Source organism: Streptomyces sp. NPDC050988, assembly GCF_044456225.1.
Lineage (GTDB): Bacteria > Actinomycetota > Actinomycetes > Streptomycetales > Streptomycetaceae > Streptomyces.
Genome location: NZ_JBITFQ010000005.1, coordinates 120,178 through 134,184 on the forward strand (window position 1 = coordinate 120,178; position 14,007 = coordinate 134,184).

The 14,007-nt window shown below is 71.5% G+C and carries 12 protein-coding genes and 1 pseudogene; 9 read left to right on the forward strand and 4 right to left on the reverse strand.

Annotated elements, in window-relative coordinates; translation table 11 throughout:
* Positions 1-2: 2 nt before the first annotated feature.
* From ACIBEI_RS14295 to ACIBEI_RS14320, 6 genes are all read left to right on the forward strand, one after another.
* Positions 3-1,658, forward strand: a complete 1,656-nt coding sequence (locus ACIBEI_RS14295; protein ID WP_398888494.1) for a beta-N-acetylhexosaminidase — start codon at positions 3-5, stop codon at positions 1,656-1,658.
* A gap of 276 nt (positions 1,659-1,934) precedes the next feature.
* A complete protein-coding gene (locus tag ACIBEI_RS14300) occupies positions 1,935-2,828 on the forward strand; it encodes a xanthine dehydrogenase family protein subunit M (RefSeq protein WP_200397884.1) in 894 nt (297 codons plus the stop codon).
* Positions 2,825-4,396 carry a 2Fe-2S iron-sulfur cluster-binding protein gene (locus ACIBEI_RS14305; protein ID WP_398888496.1) on the forward strand — a complete coding sequence of 524 codons (1,572 nt, stop codon included), beginning with the start codon at positions 2,825-2,827 and terminating at the stop codon, positions 4,394-4,396. Before ACIBEI_RS14300 ends, ACIBEI_RS14305 begins: the two co-directional genes overlap by 4 nt.
* Complete coding sequence (locus ACIBEI_RS14310; protein WP_398888498.1) at positions 4,393-6,702, forward strand: xanthine dehydrogenase family protein molybdopterin-binding subunit; 2,310 nt, start codon at positions 4,393-4,395, stop codon at positions 6,700-6,702. The genes ACIBEI_RS14305 and ACIBEI_RS14310 overlap by 4 nt, the downstream gene beginning before the upstream one ends.
* Positions 6,699-6,824 (forward strand): hypothetical protein, encoded by a 126-nt coding sequence (locus ACIBEI_RS14315; protein WP_398888500.1) that lies wholly within the window; start codon positions 6,699-6,701, stop codon positions 6,822-6,824. Before ACIBEI_RS14310 ends, ACIBEI_RS14315 begins: the two co-directional genes overlap by 4 nt.
* A gap of 330 nt (positions 6,825-7,154) precedes the next feature.
* Positions 7,155-8,327 carry an SUKH-4 family immunity protein gene (locus ACIBEI_RS14320; RefSeq protein WP_398888502.1) on the forward strand — a complete coding sequence of 391 codons (1,173 nt, stop codon included), beginning with the start codon at positions 7,155-7,157 and terminating at the stop codon, positions 8,325-8,327.
* A 27-nt stretch (positions 8,328-8,354) separates the two neighbouring features.
* On the opposite strand, the gene ACIBEI_RS14325 is transcribed toward ACIBEI_RS14320, so the two are convergent.
* Together ACIBEI_RS14325 and ACIBEI_RS14330 are read right to left on the reverse strand one after the other, a co-directional pair.
* On the reverse strand, positions 8,355-9,059 hold the full coding sequence (locus tag ACIBEI_RS14325) for a response regulator (RefSeq protein WP_398888995.1): 705 nt from the start codon (positions 9,057-9,059) through the stop codon (positions 8,355-8,357).
* Between the two features lie 14 nt (positions 9,060-9,073).
* Complete coding sequence (locus tag ACIBEI_RS14330; protein WP_398888504.1) at positions 9,074-10,387, reverse strand: sensor histidine kinase; 1,314 nt, start codon at positions 10,385-10,387, stop codon at positions 9,074-9,076.
* Between the two features lie 210 nt (positions 10,388-10,597).
* On the opposite strand from ACIBEI_RS14330, the gene ACIBEI_RS14335 reads away from it, so the two are divergent.
* Genes ACIBEI_RS14335 through ACIBEI_RS14345 form a run of 3 tightly spaced genes read left to right on the forward strand, consistent with a single transcriptional unit; the run spans position 10,598 to position 11,718 of the window.
* The gene (locus ACIBEI_RS14335) at positions 10,598-11,278 is read left to right on the forward strand and encodes an SgcJ/EcaC family oxidoreductase (protein ID WP_398888506.1); all 681 of its coding nucleotides are present in this window, start codon (positions 10,598-10,600) and stop codon (positions 11,276-11,278) included.
* A 36-nt stretch (positions 11,279-11,314) separates the two neighbouring features.
* Positions 11,315-11,599: a DUF6083 domain-containing protein gene (locus tag ACIBEI_RS14340; RefSeq protein WP_398888508.1), complete on the forward strand. Its 285-nt coding sequence runs from the start codon at positions 11,315-11,317 to the stop codon at positions 11,597-11,599.
* Positions 11,524-11,718: a DUF6083 domain-containing protein gene (locus ACIBEI_RS14345; RefSeq protein ID WP_398888511.1), complete on the forward strand. Its 195-nt coding sequence runs from the start codon at positions 11,524-11,526 to the stop codon at positions 11,716-11,718. The genes ACIBEI_RS14340 and ACIBEI_RS14345 overlap by 76 nt, the downstream gene beginning before the upstream one ends.
* A 481-nt stretch (positions 11,719-12,199) precedes the next feature.
* Here ACIBEI_RS14345 and ACIBEI_RS14350 read toward each other — a convergent pair whose 3' ends face one another.
* Positions 12,200-12,631, reverse strand: coding sequence for a DUF5959 family protein (locus ACIBEI_RS14350; protein ID WP_398888513.1), 432 nt, complete (start codon positions 12,629-12,631; stop codon positions 12,200-12,202).
* A 73-nt stretch (positions 12,632-12,704) separates the two neighbouring features.
* Positions 12,705-13,959 (reverse strand): annotated as a pseudogene (locus ACIBEI_RS14355) (IS256 family transposase).
* Positions 13,960-14,007 lie beyond the last annotated feature (48 nt).

Here is a 14,007-nt window from a genome sequence, read left to right on the forward strand (position 1 = left end):
ACATGACCACCTCGGAACTGATCCCCGGCCCGCTCTCCATGTCGGCATCGGGCGACGGCGTTTTCCCGCTCGACGAGGAGACGACCCTCAGGGCGGGGCCGGAGACCGAGGGCACGGCACGCTGGCTGCGCGCGGTGCTCGTCGCCGCCACCGGGCTTCCCCTGCGCGAAGGCGAACCCGGGCCGTCCGGGCACGCGGCGGAGAACTCCGTCGAACTGCGCCTCGACCCGCAACTGCCGCCCGAGGGCTACAGGATCACCGTCCGCGACCGGCGGGCCCTCGTCGCCGGAGGCGGCCCGGCCGGGGTGTTCTGGGGCGCCCAGACGCTACGTCAGCTGCTGGGCCCCGACGCCTTCCGGCGCGCCCCTCTGAGGCGCACCGGCTGGGCGCTGCCGGAAACCGAGATCCAGGACGCCCCGCGATTCGCCTGGCGCGGCCTCATGCTCGACGTCTCACGGCACTTCATGCCCAAGGACGGTGTCCTGCGCTATCTCGACCTGATGGCGGCTCACAAGCTCAACGTCTTCCACTTCCACCTCACGGACGACCAGGGCTGGCGCATCGAGATCAAGCGGTACCCGAAGCTCACGGAGACCGGATCGTGGCGGGCGCGCACCAAATTCGGCCATCGCGCCTCGCCCCTCTGGGAGGAGAAGCCGCACGGGGGCTTCTACACCCAGGACGACATCCGCGAGATCGTCGCCTACGCCACCGAGCGGCATATCGCCGTCGTCCCCGAGATCGACATCCCGGGGCACTCGCAGGCCGCCATCGCCGCATATCCGGAACTCGGCAACACCGACGTCATCGACACGACCTCCCTCTCCGTCTGGGACACCTGGGGCGTCTCCAAAAACGTACTCGCCCCCACTGACAACGTCCTTCGCTTCTACGAGGGCGTCTTCGAGGAAGTCCTCGACCTGTTCCCCGCGGACGCCGTCGGCTTCTCGGAGTTCGTCCACATCGGCGGCGACGAGTGCGCCAAGGACCAGTGGGAGGCGTCACCGACCGCCAAGGCGCGGATCGTCGACCTCGGGCTCGCGGACGTGGACGAACTCCAGTCGTGGTTCATCCGGCACTTCGACAACTGGCTGGCCGCGCGCGGGCGCCGGCTGATCGGCTGGGACGAGATCCTGGAGGGCGGCCTCGCCCCGGGCGCCGCCGTGTCCTCGTGGCGCGGCTACCGGGGCGGCATCACGGCCGCGCGGGCGGGCCACGACGTCGTCATGTGCCCCGAGCAGCAGGTCTACTTGGACCACCGTCAGCACGGCGGCCCCGACGAGCCGGTGCCGATCGGCTTCGTACGCACCCTTGAGGACGTCTACCGCTTCGAGCCCGTTCCACCGGAGTTGACCTCCGATCAGGCGCGGCACGTCCTGGGCACCCAGGCCAACCTGTGGACCGAGGTCATGGAGGACCGCACACGCGTCGACTACCAGGCGTTTCCCCGGCTCGCCGCCTTCGCCGAGGTCGCCTGGAGCGCACTGCCCGAACCCGCGGAGCGCGACTTCGCCGACTTCGAGCGGCGGATGACCGCCCACTACGGGCGACTTGACGCCCTCGGAGTCTCCTACCGGCCCCCCACCGGGCCGTTGCCGTGGCAGCGGCGTCCCGGAGTGCTCGGACGCCCGATCGAGGGAGCGCCCCCGAACGTGTGAGGTGCCTCCCAAGGGGTGTCGTCCGAAGCGGTTGCCCTGGGACGGTGACCCTCAAGGAGAAAGGCCCCAAGGGTCATCGAAGGCTGCCAATTCGCGCTGACGGGCGATGTGGTGCGAAAACGGACCATCTGCTGGTGGCGGTAGGAATGCCTCCTAGCGGACCCCCGCGTCGAGGGGCGGGGAAGATGTGCCAGAGTTGCCACGTCCGCCCTGTCAGCACGTACCGTACGGCAACACAGGTGGGACCAGGTGGGGCAGCGGGAAGGGGCAGCCGGTTTGACCACGCACGCACCGCAGGCGGCGCAGGCCGTGACGCTGCCCGCCTCGCTGGACGAGGCCGTGGCGGCTCTCGCAGCCATGCCCGCGGCCGTTCCCGTGGCCGGCGGCACCGACCTCATGGCCTCCGTCAACTCCGGGCAACTGCGGCCCGCCGCGCTCGTCGGCCTCGGCCGGATCAGCGAGATCCGCGGCTGGCAGTACCAGGACGGCCACGCGCTCCTCGGCGCGGGCCTCACCCACGCCCGCATGGGACGCCCCGACTTCGCCGCCCTCATCCCCGCCCTCGCGGCCGCCGCGAGAGCCGCGGGACCGCCGCAGATCCGCAACGCGGGCACCCTCGGCGGCAACATCGCCTCGGCGTCCCCCACCGGGGACGCGCTTCCCGTGCTGGCCGCCCTGGAGGCGACGCTCATCATCGCGGGCCCGGGCGGCGCCCGCCGTGAGATCCCCGTCTCCCACCTGCTCGCGGGCATGGAGATGCTCCGCGGCGGCGAACTCATCGGGTACGTGCGCGTGCCGCTGCTGCACGCTCCGCAGGTCTTCCTGAAGGCGACCGGACGGACCGGGCCCGGGCGTGCCATCGCGTCCGTCGCGCTCGTCCTCGACCCCGCCAGGCGCGGAGTGCGGTGCGCCGTCGGCGCCATAGCGCCGATGCCGCTGCGGCCCCTGGACGCCGAGCAGTGGGTCGCCTCGCTGATCGACTGGGACAACAACCGCGCGATCGTGCCCGAGGCGCTGCACGCCTTCGGGGAGTACGTCGCCGCGGCCTGCATCCCGGACCCCGCGCCCGCCGAGGACGGCTCCGCCCAGCAACTGCCACCCGCCGTACTGCACCTGCGGCGCACCGTCGCCGCGCTGGCCCGACGAGCACTGGGGAGGGCACTTTCGTGACCGACGACCAGCACGGAGAGAGCACCCCGCAGTCGGGCAGCCGCTGGGACCCGCTGCCCCAGGGCGACTACGACGACGGCGCCACCGCCTTCGTCAAGCTCCCCGAAGGGGGCATCGACGCCCTCCTGGCGGACTCGCCGCTCGCCGCGCCCGGCCACGGCTACGTACCGCCGCCGATAACGCCCTCGCCCGGCACGGAAGACGGGACCGACCCGGGCGCGCCCGGCGCGTGGGCCGCGCCCCCCGAGGGCGGACAGCCGCAGGCCGTGCAGTGGCCCGACCCCAACGCCCTGCCCGAGGAGCACCGGCAGGGCGCCCAGGACGCTTTCGCGTACAACCCGGGGGCAACCGGCCAGTGGACCTTCGACGAGCCCTCACAGGGCGGCCAGGGCGGTCACGGCGACCAGGGCGCGCCCGGCCAGGACGTGACCGGACAGTGGTCCATTCCCGTCGCCGACGGTGATCTGCCCGACGAATCCGGCGAGTTCACGACCTCGGCCCTGGTCGAGCAGTGGGGCGGGACCCCTCCGGCCACCCTGCCGGGCGGGGCCGCGGCGCCCTGGGCCAACGAGCCCTGGGCCCAGCAGCCGGGTCCCGAACAGCAGTCGCCCGCCGAGGAGGCCGCGGCCCACGCCGAGCACGGCCCCGTCGGGCCCAGCGCCGCGGAGATCGAGGCGGCCGAGATCATCGACGTCTCCGGAGAGCACGCCGACGAGATCGCGGTCTCCGTGGACCGCGAAGAATCGATGCGCGAAGGCACGATGCGCGAGGAGCCGGGTGAGGCACCGGCCGCCCACGGCCCCCCGGAACGCGCCGACGAACCGGCTTCCGAGACCGGGGCGCACTCTCCGGAGGAGCGCACCGAGTCACCTGCCGACGCCGCCGAAGGACCCGCGGCCGACGACACGCCGGGTGCGCCCGCGCACAACGACCACCCCCTGGCCTCGTACGTCCTGCGGGTGAACGGCGTCGAACGGCCCGTGACGGACGCCTGGATCGGCGAATCGCTGCTCTACGTACTGCGCGAGCGGCTTGGACTCGCGGGCGCCAAGGACGGCTGCTCACAGGGCGAGTGCGGGGCCTGCAACGTGCAGGTGGACGGCCGGCTCGTGGCGTCCTGCCTGGTGCCCGCCGTGACCGCCGCAGGCAGCGAGGTACGCACCGTCGAGGGGCTCGCCGCCGACGGACAGCCCTCCGACGTCCAGCGGGCGCTCGCCAAGTGCGGTGCCGTGCAGTGCGGATTCTGCGTCCCGGGCATGGCGATGACCGTGCACGACCTCCTGGAGGGCAACCCGGCGCCGACCGAACTGGAGACGCGCCAGGCCCTCTGCGGCAACCTGTGCCGCTGCTCCGGCTACCGGGGCGTCCTGAACGCCGTGCGCGAGGTCGTCGCCGAGCGCGAGGCCCACGCGTCGGCGGACAGCGCGGACGCCGCGGACTCCGCGCCCTCCGCGGATGCCCGTATCCCGCACCAGGCGGGCCCCGGCGCCGGAAGCGTCAACCCGTCCGCGTTCGAGTCCCCACAGCCGCACCAGCAGCCCTACGGCCAGGACGGAGGCCAGGCGTGAGCAACGACACCGCCACCGCGACCACCGCGGAGCCCGGCACCGCCCCGGAGCCGCTGCCCCACGGCCTCGGCGTGTCCCTGCCGACCGCGGAGGCACGTGCCAAGACCGAGGGCACCTTCCCGTACGCAGCCGACCTGTGGGCGGAGGGCCTCCTGTGGGCGGCCGTCCTCAGATCACCGCACCCGCACGCGCGCATCCTGTCCATCGACACCACCCACGCGCGCGAGATGCCCGGCGTACGGGCCGTCATCACCCACGAGGACGTGCCCGGCACCGCGCTGCACGGCCGCGGCAGAGCCGACCGTCCGGTGTTCGCCTCCGAGGTCGTACGCCACCACGGGGAGCCCATCGCGGCCGTCGCCGCCGACCACCCCGACACCGCGCGCATGGCCGCCGCCGCCGTCATCGTCGAGTACGAGGCACTCGACCCGGTGACCGACCCGGAGCAGGCCTTCGAGGCCGAACCCCTGCACCCCGACGGCAACCTGATCCGCCACATTCCGCTGCGCCACGGCGACCCGGACGCGGCCGGCGAGATCGTCGTCGAGGGCCTGTACCGCATCGGCCGCCAGGACCCGGCCCCGATCGGCGCGGAGGCCGGCCTCGCCGTGCCACGCCCCGACGGCGGGGTCGAGCTCTACGTGGCGTCCACCGACCCGCACGCCGACCGCGACACGGCCGCCGCCTGCTACGGCCTGGAACCGGAGCGCGTGAAGGTCGTCGTCACCGGAGTGCCCGGCGCCACCGCCGACCGCGAGGACCAGAGCTTCCAGCTCGCCCTCGGACTGCTCGCCATGAAGACCGGATGTCCGGTCAAACTCACCGCGACGCGCGAAGAGTCCTTCCTGGGGCACGCCCACCGGCACCCGACGCTCCTGCGCTACCGGCACCACGCCGACGCCGACGGCAGGCTGGTCAAGGTCGAGGCGCAGATCCTGCTCGACGCGGGCGCGTACGCCGACACGTCGTCCGAGGCCCTCGCCGCCGCCGTCTCCTTCGCCTGCGGCCCGTACGTCGTGCCCAACGCCTTCATCGAGGGCTGGGCCGTCCGCACCAACAACCCGCCCTCCGGGCACGTACGCGGCGAGGGCGCCATGCAGGTGTGCGCCGCCTACGAGGCCCAGATGGACAAGCTGGCGAAGAGGCTGGGCGTCGACCCGGCCGAACTGCGCCTGAGTAACGCGCTGGCCACGGGGGACGTGCTGCCCACCGGCCAGACCGTGACGTGCCCCGCCCCGGTGGCCGAACTGCTGCAGGCCGTGCAGGACTTCCCGCTGCCCGCCCTCCCGAAGGACACGCCCGAGGACGAGTGGCTGCTGCCCGGCGGTCCCGAGGGCGCCGGCGAGCCCGGTGCCGTACGGCGTGGCGTCGGCTACGCCCTGGGCATGGTCCACATGCTCGGCGCCGAGGGCGCGGACGAGGTCTCGACCGCCACCGTGAAGGTCCACGACGGCATCGCCACCGTGCTCTGCGCGGCCGTCGAGACCGGCCAGGGCTTCACCACGCTGGCCCGGCAGATCGTCCAGGAGACGCTCGGCATCGAAGAGGTGCACGTCGCCTCCGTGGACACCGATCAGCCTCCCGCGGGGCCCAGCTGCCGCGGCCGCCACACCTGGGTGTCCGGCGGCGCGGTCGAACGGGCCGCCAAGATGGTCCGTACGCAACTGCTGCAGCCCCTGGCCCACAAGTTCGGGATGTCCACCGAGCTCCTCCAGATCACCGACGGCAAGATCACCTCGTACGACGGTGTGCTGTCGACGACCGTCACGGAGGCGATGGACGGCAAGGAGCTGTGGGCCACCGCGCAGTGCCGCCCGCACCCCACCGAGCCGCTCGACGGCACCGGCCAGGGCGACGCCTTCGTGGGGCTTGCCTTCTGCGCGGTCCGCGCGGTCGTCGACGTCGACATCGAGCTGGGTTCGGTGCGGGTCGTGGAGATGGCGCTCGCCCAGGACGTCGGGCGGGTGCTGAACCCCGCGCAGCTCGCCTCCCGGATCGAGGCCGGTGTCACCCAGGGCATCGGCGTCGCCCTCACGGAGAACCTGCGCACCGCGCGCGGTCTTGTGCGCCACCCCGACCTCACGGGGTACTCGCTGCCGACCGCCCTCGACACCCCCGACATCCGCATCGTCAGGCTCGTCGAGGAGCGTGACGTGGTCGCGCCCTTCGGCGCCAAGGCCGTCAGCGCGGTGCCGGTGGTCACCTCCCCGGCCGCGGTCGCCTCCGCGGTACGGGCGGCCACCGGGCGTCCGGTGAACCGGCTGCCGATAAGGCCGCAGGCGGCCGTGGTGACGGCGACGCAGTGACGCCGCCTCCCGAGCCGCCGCGTTACGAACCGGGCCCGGGCGTCGGGAAACTGATGCTGTGGGTGCTGGTGTTCGTGGTGGCGGCCGTGGTGGTCGTCGCGGGTGGCGTGTACTTCGGCTGAGGCCTTGCTGACGTTCTTCGGCTGAGGTGAGGTCCGGATCCGGCTGCGGGCTGCGGGCTGCGGGCTGCCGGCCGAGGGTTGTCGGCCGAGGGTTGTTGGCTGCCGGTGATCCGCTGGTCACGGCGGTGCCGGGGCGTTGTCAGTGGTGCCGCGTAGTGTTCTGGGCAGTGGGGAGGACCGCTGGGCGGCGGGGCATCCTCCACAGGTTCTCCATGCGTTTTCCGTGGGTCTGTCCACGGGTCCCACGCGTGTGTTCCCGTGGAGTTCCCTGAGCGTGCCGCCCGGTCCGGTCGTCCCGGGGGACTGTGAACAACCATGCGCGGGGGAACGATGAGCACGACGGACGCCGGCATCAGGACGATCACCCTGACCGAGGACGAACTGGACCCGTACGTCACGCACGCGGCGACGCGGCGCTGGCTGGCGGGCCCCGGACTGCCGGGCGACGGCGGCCTGTTGACCTTCGAGGCGCTGCGCGCGGACGGCCCCCGGACGGTGGCGGACTCGACCGGGGACCCGGACCTGCTCGCCGAGGACCTGCGGGACCAGCTGGTGATAGGCGCGCTGCGCGGCCCCGCCGACGCCGAGACGGAGTCGGTCCTGCTCGACGGGGCGACGGGCGAGGTCTCCACCACGTACTTCTTCCACGACCGCCCCGACCTGATGGACCGTCGCCCGCTCGCGCCCTCGCTCCAGGCGCTCATGGAGTTCGTCGCGGCGACGGAGGAGATGTCGGCCAGACGCGGCCGGTTCGCCTCCTACGAGGGCCGGTTCGGGCCGAAGGCCGTGGCCGCGATGTCGCAGCAGCTGCTCGCGGTCTTCGAGGAGGGCACCGGGGGCGAGATCCCGCCGTTCTGGCGGATGGCCGCGCTGATCCGCCCGCTGGCCCTCGTCGCGGGCCCGCCCGCCGACGAGACCCTGACCCTGGACCTGCCCGACCGGCTGCTGGACCAGGAGTTCGGCCAGGGCCGGGTCGTGCGCTTCGAGGACGTCGACTTCCCGGCGGCGCTGGCGCACGAGCCGACCCGCCGCTTCTTGCGCGACACGGGCCTGCCGGAGGACGGCTTCCTCTTCCAGCTGGACACGGACGTGCCGCTGCCGACCCTCGCCGAGTACTACGAGGACGAGCGTCCGGGCGAGTACACGGCCGCCGAACTCCCCGACGGCTCCGACCACTTGATACGCCTCGGCCATCTCATCGAGGACAACAGCCTGGTCGTCGACGGCTCGACGGGCGCGGTCCTCAACTGGAGCGAGCCCGAGGCCACCCTGCACGCCCTCAACACGGACGTCTCCACGCTGGCCTTCACCCTCTGGCTGCTCCACCGCGAGAAGGCCATCGACGGCACCCTGTCCCACGAACTGACCACAGAGGCCTACGACCAGCTGGCCACGACGATGACGCAGACCCTGTCGACGGTCGACCCCACGGGCACCGCCCCCGCGGCGGACTGGCACTACTGGACGGAACTGTTCCAGGACGAGGCGGGCGGGGTGCTGTGAGCCCTGGGCGAGGTGGGGCGAGGTGGTTCATCCGGAGTGTCGCGGGCGGTCCGGGCCAGTTCGATCGGTCTGGCTGTTCCGCCAGGTCCAGGCGGCGATGCCGACGCGATTGCGTACATCGAGTTTGCGCTGGATGTTGGCCACATGGGTTTTGGCGGTGCCGGCCGTGATGAAGAGCGCGGTGCCGATCTCCGCGTTGGTCCGTCCCTGGGCCACGAGCCGGGCGACCTCGGCCTCCCTGTCGGTCAGTGGTTCCGTCAGTGGTTCCGTCGGGCTCAGGTGGTGGTCGCTGGAGCGGGGAGCGAGGTGGCGCAGCAGTCGTACGGTGACGGATGGGCTGATGAGGACGTCTCCCGCCATGGCGGCGCGGACCGCTTCGGTGAGCAGGGCGGGTCCGGAGCGCTTGAGCAGGAAGCCACATGCGCCGTTGGCCAGGGCCTTGTACACGTATTCGTCGAGGTCGAAGGTGGTGACCACGATGACCTTGGTCGGTTGCGCCGCGTCGGGTCCGGCCAGGACGCGGGTGACCTCCAGGCCGTCCGGTCCCGGCATGCGGATGTCGGCCAGGACGACATCGGGACGGAGCCGGCGGGCGCAGTCGATGGCGGCGGCCCCATCGGCGGCCTCGCCCACGGTGCGCATGTCGGGTTGCGCGTCCAGGATCATCCGGAAGCCGATCCGGATGTCGCGTTGGTCATCGGCCACGAGGATCCGGATGGGAGTCGCGGTCATCGAGTCCGTCGCGGTCATCGGGTCCGTGGTGGCCATGGTTCCTCCCGGGTCGTCGACAAGGTCGCTCGCGTGGGCGTCCGCGCCGAGGCGGACATCGGCAGGACGGCCGTGACCTGCCAGGTGCCCGGGGCGGTGGGGCCCGCCGTGAGAGTGCCGCCGAGCGCCTCCACGCGTTCGGCCAGACTGATGAGGCCGAGACCGTGGCGGCGGTGTGCACCGCCGACGGTGTACGCGGGTGCCGCGCCCTGACGGCCCGCCGGGGTACGGCCGTTGGAGACGACGACAACCAGGCATGAGCCGCTGCCCCCGTCGCCCGTGAGCCTCGGGTCGCCCGGGCCTTCGTCGCAGCCGATGCTGATCTCGACGTGGGCGGCTGTGGGGGCGTGGCGGCGGATGTTGGTCAGGGCTTCGGTCACCACCCGGTAGGCGGTGGTGGCCGTCTCCCGGTCCGACGCGGCAGCCGCCCGGTGGTCGACGTGCAGGCGGGGGACCGAGGGGCCGATGGCCGCGAAGTGACCGACCAGGGCGGGAAGGTCGGCCAGTGTGGGCACTCGGGGCGGGGCGGGGCCGACGGCCGGTTCGTCGTCCGTGCCCCGCAGCATGTGCACCGTACGGTCCATCGAGGCGAGGGCTCTCTGCCCCGCCTCCTCGATGCGTTTCAGGGCCGCGTCGACCTCGGGCTGCCCGGCCAGTACATGGGTGGCGGCCTGAGCCTGGACCACCATGCCGGTGACGTCGTGAGCGACGAAGTCGTGCAGGTCCCGGGCGAGTTCCAGGCGCTGGGCCCGACGGGCCGCCGCGACGGAGCGCGCCCATGCCTCGTCCATCGAGCGCAGATGCAGGCCCACGGCGACGGCGACGGCGGCACCCAGCGACCAGTACGCCGTCGTCAGGAGCATGTTGGACAGTGACTCGGGCCACACGACACGTACCATCAGCCCGGCCTCGGCCAGGCAGATCACCGCTATGGCGACCGCGGCCCGGCCGAGCGTCGCCGACCGCCTGCACACCAGCACGGTCAGTACCAGTAGCGCCCCGGCCTCGCCCACGCCCCACACGGCGATCGGGACTGTCACCCCGCCGCCGACGAGCAGCACCGGGGTCACCCCGGCCGAGACGAGCGCGGCGAGTCCGGCCAGAGCGGCGGTCCAGGGCCGGGTGCGCTCGGGGAACACGATCAGGACGACGACCGCGGACACCGCGAGCACGGCGGGGAGCGGGGCCAGAGGGCCGGCGGTGACCACTCCGACGACGGCCAGCACGCCCACCCCGGCGGCGGCCGCCCCCGGTAACCACGACCGCAGCCGCTCCCACCCTCCACCGGACATGCCGCTCAACGTACCTCCGGCGGCGCGCGCACCGCGATCTGCCGAACGGCAGAGGACGCCCGACGCCCAACGGTCGGCTTCCGCCGTACGGCAGATGGCCGACCCGGCCGACACACCACGACGCTGGTGAACAGACCGGACCAGACCCAGCCCCGGACCCGAACCGGCGTGGAGCCGACGGGAACCACACCTCACCGATGGAGGATTGACATGACGTTACGCTCGCCCGCGTCAGATCAACGGCACACCGCCCGGCACACCGCCCGGCACACCGCTCGGCGGGCCGGTCTCCGCCGGCCCCTCGCCCTGGCCGCCGCGGCGGTGTTCGCTCTCGCCACGGGCGCGAACGCGGCCACCGCCCCGGCCCCGGACCCGGCGGGCGGCCACCTCACGGCAACGAGTGAACTCACCGAACCCACGGGATCGGGCGGATCAGCCGGAGCAGCTGAAGCCACCGCATCAGCCGGATCAGCCGGATCGGCACTTCCGCAGCTCAAGCGACTCATCCAGCGGCAGGCCGACGCGTGGAATCGAGGAGACGGTACGGCCTTCGCCAACACCTACGCCGAGGACGCCGAGTTCATCACTTTCGACGGCACGCACCTGCGCGGCCGACCAGAGATGGCCCGCAACTTCCAGATCTACTTCGACAACTACACGAAAGGGACCCGCCTGGTCTTCACCAAGGTGCCCGTGACACTCCGCTATCCGACGCCCACGACCGCCGTCATGATCACCAACGGTTGTGTCGCCAACCCCGGTGAGCCGGAGTGCCGTCCGGACAGCCACTCCGTCCAGACCTACGTGGCCGTTCACCGGGAGCGAGGCTGGGAGCTCGTCTCCTTCCAGAACACCCGGGTCCAGAACCTCCTCCCACCACCACGAGCCTGACCGGCGCCCGCACCGGCCCCCACCCGTTTGCTTCCGTTGCGCCCCATTCGCGCCCTACCCCGGTCCCGTAAATCACCCACCGGGCCTGAGCCGCCGGCCGGCCCCACTTGCCCCAACTGTGGGCTGGTCGGCGATCGGCATGTCACCTACTACGGCACACATGTGCTCCTTGAGCCGGGCATGCCCGCGCCCGCGCACATGGTGCCCGCCTGGCATCGCTGGTACATCGACTCCAATGGGACGGCGTGGAACAGCCGCAGGACGAGCCGATGGCGGGCGCCGTGTGCCGGATACCGCATCAGATCGCCTGTCCGGGCCTGAAGCTGGAGGAGATCGGGCTGTGGCGATGGCTGGACGCCGTGCGTGCGGAGAATGCGCGTCTGGCGCAGCGGAAAGCGGACGAGGAAGCCACTCCGGAGGCGCTGCCGGAGGTTGGTTGAGCGCCAACGGAGACGGCAACTGAGACGGACGGCCCCGAAGGGTGGCACCCCTTCCGGAGTGCCACCCTTTCGTCTTGCCTGGTCAGGCGCGTTGAGGCCGTGGCGGGAATCGAACCCACGTGCCTCGCTTTGCAGTCTGCTCACGCAGCCTGGGACTCGTACCGAGTCCGACCAGGCTCGTCCCCTTGGTCAAGCGGTTCAGGATATGGCAGGCGACTTACCCAGTTCGGGCACAGAGTTGGCCGTAGCCGCTTCTCACTGTGCTCCCAGTACCTTGACGTCACATGTCCAACCGGCCGTATTCCCTGGATGTCGGCCATGGACGGTAAACGTGATGGTCTTGCCAGGGGCGATGGAGTCCGTAGTCATCTTGACTCCGTCCGCCTGTCTCCCCGTGGCGAGTAATAGTCAAGACCTGTGGATCAAGCCATGGCGAGCTCCTAACACCATGAGGCTGGCGAGCTCCTTCGTTGGTCATGGTTCAGTCTTCAGTCATGGGCCAGGTCTCCCAGACCCGGTCAAGGCGTCGGTATGCGTCGTCGAACCAGGCATCGACCAGTGGGATGGTGACCGTCACGGTCGTCAGGGACATTGAGTGGTCCTTGATCGTGACCTGGCACCGGTCATCGTCCTTGTCGAGTTCGATGAACAGCCACGGGGCGCGTTTCCTCTCGCGCCAGGCGATGTCCTGTCCCGCGTCGAGCGAGTCCAGGGCCTGCTGCCACTGCCGCAGGTCCTCGGGGAAGATCCAGGTCTTGAGGGTGCCACGGACGAAGGGCGTATCGACCAGGAACTCTCCGACCAGGACATCGGCCTCGGTGGGACGCTTCCGCTCCTCCTTCCCCGCGATCCGGAGAATGACGCTGTTGCCCTCCCCCTCCAGGCGGATCAGGTCGATCGGATCCTCAGCCATGACTGCCCCTCCCAACTCACGCATGCCGCCGAACACTAATCGTCGGCACGGACACAGGATCGGTTGAGGTGTGTCAGGCCGCGTGAGCTTCGGGGCGTTCGACGAGGTGTCCTCGTTCGAAGCGGGCTCCGGCGCGGACGAGGGCGACGAGGTGGGGGTGCGTTGACGGCCCGCCACCGTTGCTGGGCGGATTCGACGAGCTTGAAGACCATGGCGAGGGCGGCGGCCGCGCTGCCGGCGCCCTTGGTCACCTTCGTGCGGAGTCGGACGGTGGCGAAGGTGGACTCGATGGGATTTGTGGTGCGCAGGTGGATCCAGTGCTCGGCGGGGAAGTCGTAGAAGGCCAGCAGCTCCTCAACGTCGTCGGTGATCTTCTTCGCCGCCTTGGGCCACTTCGCGCCGTAGACGTTCTCGAAGGCGGTGACCGCCTTGAGCGCGTGCTCGCGGTCCTCGGCGTTGTAGATGTCCTGCAGAGCCCTGCGGGCGCCGGGCTGCGCCGACTTCGGCAAGGCGTTGACGACATTGGCAGTTTTGTGAACCCAGCACCTCTGGTGCCGGGCTTGGGGGAAGACCTCCGCGAGGGCCTTCCAGAAGCCGAGCGCGCCGTCGCCGACGGCCAGGACCGGGGCGCGCATCCCGCGCCGGGCGGCATCGCGCAGCAGGTCGGCCCAGGACTCGGCCGATTCGCGGTAGCCGTCGGCCATCGCGATCAGCTCCTTGGTGCCGTCCGCGCGCACGCCCATCAGGACCAGGACGCAGGACTTCGCCTCCGCAAGCCGGATCCGCAGGTGGATGCCGTCGGCCCAGACGTAGACGTAGTCCGAGCCGGCCAGGTCACGCCCGCCGAACGCCTGGTGGTCGGCCTGCCACTGCGCTGTTAGGCGGGTGACGGTGGCCGGCGACAGCCCGGCCGAGCTGCCCAAGAACTGCTCCAGCGCGGGGACGAAGTCGCCGGAGGACAATCCGTGCAGATAGAGCAGCGGCAGTACCTCACTGATCTTCGGGGACTTCCGTGCCCAGGGCGGCAGGATCGCCGAGGAGAACCGCTTGCGCTCCCCGGTGGTCTCGTCGACGCGCTTGTCGTTCACCCGCGGAGCCTTCACCTCCACCGCCCCGGCGGCCGTGGTCACCGACCTGGGCTGGTGATAGCCGTTGCGCACCACCGGACGACGGCCGTTCTCGTCCCGCTGATCAGCCAACTCAGCTATGTACGCGTTGACTTCGGCTTCCAGGGCGGCGGCGAGCATCCGCCTCGCCCCTTCACGAACGATCTCGTCGATCAGGGAGCCGTCCGGGGTACTGTCATCGGCATTGACTACGCTGAGCACGGGCGTGCCTTCCCGACCCGCGCTGCGAACGCGGGCCTACTCGGTGAC